Source organism: Streptomyces turgidiscabies Car8 (genome assembly GCF_000331005.1).
Taxonomy (GTDB): domain Bacteria; phylum Actinomycetota; class Actinomycetes; order Streptomycetales; family Streptomycetaceae; genus Streptomyces; species Streptomyces turgidiscabies.
Genome location: NZ_AEJB01000536.1, coordinates 1 through 6,321, shown reverse-complemented (window position 1 = coordinate 6,321; position 6,321 = coordinate 1). Strand labels below are relative to the sequence as shown.

6 protein-coding genes are annotated in these 6,321 nt (G+C 70.9%); 4 read left to right on the top strand and 2 right to left on the bottom strand.

Going from position 1 to position 6,321, the window contains the following annotated elements:
• The 3 genes from STRTUCAR8_RS39155 to STRTUCAR8_RS39145 form a co-directional block, all read left to right on the top strand.
• Positions 1-1,802, top strand: a 1,802-nt coding sequence (locus STRTUCAR8_RS39155) for a hypothetical protein (protein ID WP_044473656.1), incomplete at its 5' end; no start/stop codon positions are given.
• Between the two features lie 82 nt (positions 1,803-1,884).
• The gene (locus STRTUCAR8_RS39150) at positions 1,885-2,205 is read left to right on the top strand and encodes a DUF6191 domain-containing protein (RefSeq protein WP_006381902.1); all 321 of its coding nucleotides are present in this window, start codon (positions 1,885-1,887) and stop codon (positions 2,203-2,205) included.
• Positions 2,206-2,377: 172 nt separating this feature from the next.
• Positions 2,378-2,827 (top strand): hypothetical protein, encoded by a 450-nt coding sequence (locus STRTUCAR8_RS39145; protein ID WP_044473654.1) that lies wholly within the window; start codon positions 2,378-2,380, stop codon positions 2,825-2,827.
• A gap of 22 nt (positions 2,828-2,849) precedes the next feature.
• Here STRTUCAR8_RS39145 and STRTUCAR8_RS48545 read toward each other — a convergent pair whose 3' ends face one another.
• Both STRTUCAR8_RS48545 and STRTUCAR8_RS39135 read right to left on the bottom strand, forming a co-directional pair.
• Positions 2,850-3,554: a DUF4232 domain-containing protein gene (locus STRTUCAR8_RS48545; RefSeq protein WP_006381899.1), complete on the bottom strand. Its 705-nt coding sequence runs from the start codon at positions 3,552-3,554 to the stop codon at positions 2,850-2,852.
• Between the two features lie 147 nt (positions 3,555-3,701).
• Positions 3,702-5,123, bottom strand: a complete 1,422-nt coding sequence (locus STRTUCAR8_RS39135) for an amino acid permease (RefSeq protein ID WP_006381900.1) — start codon at positions 5,121-5,123, stop codon at positions 3,702-3,704.
• Positions 5,124-5,267: 144 nt separating this feature from the next.
• Between STRTUCAR8_RS39135 and mmuM the strand changes: the two genes are divergently transcribed.
• On the top strand, positions 5,268-6,206 hold the full coding sequence (gene mmuM / locus STRTUCAR8_RS39130) for a homocysteine S-methyltransferase (RefSeq protein WP_006381904.1): 939 nt from the start codon (positions 5,268-5,270) through the stop codon (positions 6,204-6,206).
• Positions 6,207-6,321 lie beyond the last annotated feature (115 nt).

The window sequence follows — 6,321 nt, the reverse complement described above, 5'->3', positions numbered from 1 at the left end:
CCGACGCACCGGCGGTGACGGTCGAGCGGGGAGCCACTCTCCAGTACGGCAACGGCGGAACGGCGGGCCTGATCGGCCACTTCCCCTACAACACCCCGGCGTTCCGCCTCAACCAGGACAACATCCGGGTGGACGGCACCCTGCGCCTGTCACTGAAGAGCGCGTACAACCTGGGCACGATCAGCGGCGCCGGACTGGTGACACAACCCCGGTTCCTCTGGGGCACCTGGGACCTCTCGGGCATCCACTCCTTCTCCGGAGTGATCGACAACGGCACCCAGGTCAACGCGGGACGCCCGGAGTTCGCGACGTCGCTCCCCCGCGTGCGCAAGGTCCTCAACCAGGGCACCTGGACGGTCGACACCCCGCTCGGCCAGATGGTCACCATGGGCATGGACTTCTACCAGCGCGAGTACGGCAGCGACATCAACGTCCAGTCCCGCCCCGGCTCGAAGGTGGTCCTCACCGGGCAGTACAGCTGGTCGGACCAGGGCGGCGACACCAACCCCTCGCTCAGCGACCCCGGCCTCAACTGGACGCCCGCCCGCAAGAACGTCAACAAGCGCGGCACCAACATCAAGGGTGCGAACGTCCAGTGGGGCGACGGCACGACGAACAAGATCTTCATGCCGGGTACGGCTGAGACGGTGTACATCAACCTCCTTGCAGCCAGGTCGCGTTCACTCCTGACGTTCGACTACGACGGCCCGGTGACGCTGGGTGCCCCGATAGGCGGCGGCCGGTTCCACGACACGCTGTCCGCGCCCGGCGCCGGGGACATCGTCATCAGGGGGACGCGCGGCAACGACGTCACGTTCGCGGCCGTCCAGTACTACGACGGGTCGACGACGGTCGAGAAGGGCGCGGTACTGCGTCTGGGCAGCGGAAAGCCGGGCGGCGACGGCGGTCTGTACACGAAGGGCTCGCTCTACAAGGTCGTGAACAACGGCTCGCTGGTGGTACGCAACACGAGCCGGGCGCTGGTGCTGTCGCGGATCAGCGGCGACGGCTCGTTCACCCAGGCGGGCGCGGCGACGACGACGTTGACGGGCAGCGGAGTGACGTACACCGGCGCCACGACGGTCACGAAGGGCACGCTGGCACTCAGGGGCGGAGCAACTCTCGGACGCAGCAAGGTCATTCGGCTGACCACGGCGAGCGCGCGGCTGGACACGGGCCCGGCGGGGCTGCGCGTGGGGGCCCTGCTCACCGGTTCGGGAACGGTGACGGGCTCGGTGACCAACGACGGGGTGATGGCGAGCGGGCTGACCGTCACGGGAGCCTATACACAGGGCACCAAGGGCCAACTCGTCCTGCGGGGCCGTCCGTTGAAAGTCGGCGGGGCGGTGCGGCTGGCGGGGAGCCTGGATCTGTCGTCGCTGGGCGCGGCGTCGAACCCCGCCCGCACGATCACGGTGCTGAACCACGCGGGACGCGAGAAGACGACCGGTGCGTTCAGCGGGCTGAAGGAGGGCACCGCGCTCAAGCTCGGTGGCACGACGTACCGGATCAGCTATCGGGGCGGCGACGGCAACGACGTGGTCCTGAAGGCGGTCGCGAAGGGTGCGTCTCCGGCGGCGACCTCAGGAGCGCGCTCGGGTTCCGCAGCGGGGTCGGGCTCGGTCGCGGCGGCCGACGCGAGCACCGACTCGGGTCTGGCCGCGTCCAGTTCGGGGCTCGGCTTCTGGCCGTACGCGATGGCGGTGGGCCTGCTGGCGGGGCTGATGATTCCGGCGACCCGGAAGGTCCGGGCGCGCGGGAACGGGCGTCGGCGGGGCGGACGGCACGCGGCGCAGGGCTGACTCGGGGGCTTCTGACCGGTCGAGGCCGATTCGGGACGGGCGGAACCTGTCGGGACCGCCCTCCGCTCCGGATACTTGGGGCATGGAATTCGCCTTCGCCATGACCTTGCCCGGCCTCGTCGTCCTGCTGACCGTCCTGGCCTTCGCGGATCAGCTGCTGCTGCGGGCGGGCCGGGCCGGGGTGCTCCCCTGGCGGAACAGCGCTCGCCAGGGCCAGATATCGGCCACCGGGTTCGAGCAGCTCCATGCGACCTTCTCGCCCGGAAAGCAGAACGAACTCAAGGAGCGCCGGTCGGCCCTCATCCTGCGGGACGACGAGGAGGACGGGGCGCCTCCGCACCGGACGACGGTGGACCTGGAGGACGGGATCGCGATCATCCGGATGCCGCGGACCGGCCGGTAGCAGGCCGCATTGAACCGGCCCGGGACCCGGCCCTCGCGCGGCTGAGCCGGTCATCCCACTGACCGGCTTCGACAGGTCCGTCCAACTGTCGCTGCTCGGGCCGCTGCTCCTTCCGCAGATCCTGGGGCTCGGCTCGCTGAACTTCGTCCTCGGCAGAACGTCGGCGACGACGATGAGTGTTCTGCTCCTGCTGGAGACCCCCGTGGCCGCGCTCGCCGCCTGGTGGTTCATGGACCAGAGCATCGCGATCGCGACGATCCCCGGACTGCTGCTGATCATCGTCGGCGTCACGGTCGTGGTGACCAGCGGCGGAGAACAGCTCGTGCCGGCACCGGACGGACACGGCGTGGCGATACCGATGCCGTCCTGTCCCCCGCACTTCCCCCGACCGAGGTCCGTGACGATGGAGTTGACGCTTCGCCGCCAGTTCGCGCGGCCCCCCGGGCGGCACCCCAGACTGGACTGGGCGAGGCACACCGAGAGTCCGACCATCACGCTCACCTGTCACGGTGCGGGAGCGTTCGACACCCTGCACATGCGCGAACCCCGGCGCAAGGCGGCGGAGGAACCGTTCACCGACGATCCTGCCGTGACGCTCACGACCCCCGCCCGACAACGGTGACCATGCGGCCCCGCGGTCATGGTCAGTTACCGCCGGCGGCCCCGAACATGTACTTCTCGGCCTTCTGCCGGCTGGCGTTCCAGTACGAGACCAGGGGGTTGTCGTCGATGTTCAGGAAGGTGGCCTCGGCGGGCAGCGGGGCCTTGATCGGCGCGCTGTCCGGGTCGGCGTTGGAGACGCGGCCCTGGAGGCTGACGGTCACCCTCTCCACCGCCTCGGTCGGCAGTCCCTCCCTGAAGAGGAGCATGCCCGCGTACGCCTTCTCGCCGGGCCCGATCGTGACTGTCTTCATCTCGGACTCCATCGGGCCCACCTGATCCACCCCGCCTTCGTCGAAGCGGACGACCGGGTAACGGTAGAGAGCGCACTTCTTGCCGCCGGTGTTGGTGGCCGTGAGGAGGAGGTGCCTGGCCGAGTCATGTGCGTAGAGCGTCGTGGCGATCGAGATGTTCGCTTCGCCGCAGGTGGCTGTGACGGCGGCACCAGCCGTGACAGCCGCAGGGGTGGACGTGCTGATGGTGGTCGCCTCGCCGCCGGTGGTGCTGGGCCGGGTGGAGGCGGTCGTGCTCGGTGAGGCGGACAGGGGGGCAGTAGCGGCCGGGACGGACGGGGTGGTGCCCGCGCCGTTGTCCGTGCCCTTCGAGTCGCAGGCGGTGACGGAGAGGAGCGCGGTGAGAGCCGCGGCTCCTACGGCGCAGGCCTTCCAGCTGTCGTACGTGGTGCGCATGGTGATCCCCCGTGTGCGGTCATGTGGTTCGGTGCTCAGCCGGAAAACTAGCCGGAAGCACCGTTCCGTCTCGTCAACCGACGGGTTGATCCGCGCCTGCGACCAGAGTGGTCGTCGGACTACCACCAGGGGTGGAGGCGCGGTCGGCTACGCGGTGGCCTCTGCGTCGGCCAGGTCCTCGCTGGCCTCCGTCACCTGCCGCCCCCGCATCCACACGTACACCGGGATGCCCGCGAACAGGAACAGCACCCCCTGGTACACCGCCGCGTAACCCGCGCCCGCGATCAGCCAGAACGAGAACGCGAACGACAGGGCGGCCACGATCAGGTCGCGGACCAGGCCGGCCGGGCGGACGCGGTCGCGTGTGCCTCTGGCCAGCCAGTACAGCTGGGCCGCCGCCGAGAGGAGGTACGGGACGCAGCCCGTGAACGTCGTGATCAGGACCAGGACGCGGAAGGTGGTGTCCGGGCCCGCCGTGTAGTTGAAGGCGATGAGGACCGTGCCGAGGATCGCGCACGCCCAGACGCCGAAGCCGGGCACCCCGCCCTTGCCGACCTTCGCGAACGGGGCCGGGAAGAGACCGTCGCGGGCCGCCGCGTACGGCATCTGAGCGGCGAGCAGGATCCAGCCGTTCAGGCAGCCGACGATCGACGCCACGGCCACCAGCGCGATCGCCGTGCCGCCCCAGCTGCCGCCGGTGATCACGTTCACGGCGTCGGCGAAGGGGGCGCCGGAGTTCACCAGCCTGTCGTGCGGGACCAGGCCGAAGACGGCGACCGTACCGAGGATGTAGACGAGGGCCGAGCCGAGCGTGCCCAGGACGCTCGCGCGCCCCACGTTGCGCTCCGGGTTCTCCACCTCGCCCGCGCTGACCGCCGCCGACTCGACGCCGAGGAAGCTGTAGAGGAGAAGCGCGGCGGAGGCCGCCAGGGCCCCGGGGACGCTGTCGCCCGAGGCGTTGAACGCGCCGAAGTTGTCCGTGTCGACGAAGAACAGGCCGACCGTGGCGACCACCAGCAGCGGCACGAACTTGAGGATCGTCGACACGATCTGTACGCCCCCGACCCAGCGGGTGCCGGCGAAGTTCGCGGCGGCCGGCAGCCAGAGGGCCAGAATCGCGACCAGCGCGCCCAGGGCGTGACTGTCGTGGAGGGGGATCAGTACGTCGACGTAGCCGACCACCGCGACCGCCAGGGCGGCGATGCTGACCCAGGTCATCGTCCAGTACGACCATGCCGACAGGAAGCCGGCGAAGGGGCCGAACGCGTCGCGCGGGTACACGTACAGGCCGCCGGTGACCGGGCTGCGGCGGGCCAGCTTGCCGAAGAGAAGGGCGAGCAGCACCGCGCCTATGGACAGGACCAGGAAGGCGAGCAGGCTGACCGAGCCGTACGGGGCGACCGTGGCGGGCAGGACGAAGATGCCGCCGCCGATGATGTTGCCCATGACGAGCGCGGTGGCGGCGGCCAGGCCGAAGGTGCGGCGGCGGGGTGCCGTGCCGGTGGTCGCGGCCGTCTCGGTCGGAGTCAGCTCGGGCTCGTCGGCGTCGGTGGTGCTGGGAGCAGTCATGACACTTCCGGTCAGCGGGGAGGAACGGGCGGGGAGAAAGACGGGGAGGGCGCGATCGTAGCGCGCCGTCCCACATTGTGGTCCATCTGTTCACGTACTGGACACATGCGGCCGTCGGGTCCACGGTCGACTAGCGTCAAGGGCATGACCAGCGAGACCAGTGAGATCAGCGAAGCAGCCTCCCGCCCCTCCTTCTCCGCCGCTCTGGCCACCGGCGCCCCCCTCGTCCTCGACGGCGGCATGTCCAACCAGTTGGGGTCCGCCGGGCACGACCTGAGTGACGAGCTGTGGTCGGCGCGGCTGCTCGTCGAGCAGCCCGAGGCGATCGTCGACGCGCACCTCGCCTACTTCGAGGCGGGCGCGGACGTCGCGATCACCTCCAGCTACCAGGCCACCTTCGAGGGCTTCGCCAAGCGGGGCATCGACCGGGAGCGGACCGCCGGACTGCTCGGGCTCAGTGTGGAGCTCGCCCGCGAGGCAGCGCGCCGGACCGAGACGCGGCGGCCGTTGTGGGTGGCGGCCTCCGTGGGGCCGTACGGGGCGATGCTCGCGGACGGGTCCGAGTACCGGGGCCGGTACGGGCTCAGCGTGCGGGAGCTGGAGGCGTTCCACCGGCCGCGGGTGGAGGTGCTGGCCGCCGCCGGGCCCGATGTACTGGCCCTGGAGACGGTCCCCGACCTCGACGAGGCCGACGCCCTGCTGCGCGCGGTGCGCGGGCTCGGGGTGCCGGTCTGGCTGTCGTACAGCGTGGCCGGGGACCGGACCCGGGCCGGGCAGCCGCTGGAGGAGGCGTTCGCGCTGGCCGGTGAGGCGGACGAGGTCGTGGCCGTCGGGGTGAACTGCAGTGTGCCCGAAGACGTCGACGGCGCCGTGGAGTTGGCGGCCCGCGTGACCGGGAAGCCGGTCGTGGTCTATCCGAACAGCGGCGAGGTCTGGGACGCCGACGCCCGTGCCTGGACCGGCAGTTCCACCTTCGCGGCGGGCCAGGTGACGGGCTGGCGGGACGCGGGGGCGCGGCTGATCGGCGGGTGCTGCCGGGTGGGGCCCGAGGCGATCACGTCGATCGCCGACACGTTGCGGTGACCGCGTACGCGGTGCGGTGTGCGCGGCGCGGTGAGAGATTCGGCCTCCGGGGTCACGTTCGGCGGCTCCCGTCGGTATCCGTCCGCTGCTAGCCTCCGGACGGGAACCGGTTGCC

Bases quoted from the DNA above. Each gene is read 5' to 3' on its own strand.
- STRTUCAR8_RS39135 (WP_006381900.1), bottom strand. From the start codon at position 5,123: ATGACTGCTCCCAGCACCACCGACGCCGACGAGCCCGAGCTGACTCCG.
- STRTUCAR8_RS39145 (WP_044473654.1), top strand. From the start codon at position 2,378: ATGAGTGTTCTGCTCCTGCTGGAGACCCCCGTGGCCGCGCTCGCCGCC.
- mmuM (WP_006381904.1), top strand. From the start codon at position 5,268: ATGACCAGCGAGACCAGTGAGATCAGCGAAGCAGCCTCCCGCCCCTCC.
- STRTUCAR8_RS48545 (WP_006381899.1), bottom strand. From the start codon at position 3,554: ATGCGCACCACGTACGACAGCTGGAAGGCCTGCGCCGTAGGAGCCGCG.
- STRTUCAR8_RS39150 (WP_006381902.1), top strand. From the start codon at position 1,885: ATGGAATTCGCCTTCGCCATGACCTTGCCCGGCCTCGTCGTCCTGCTG.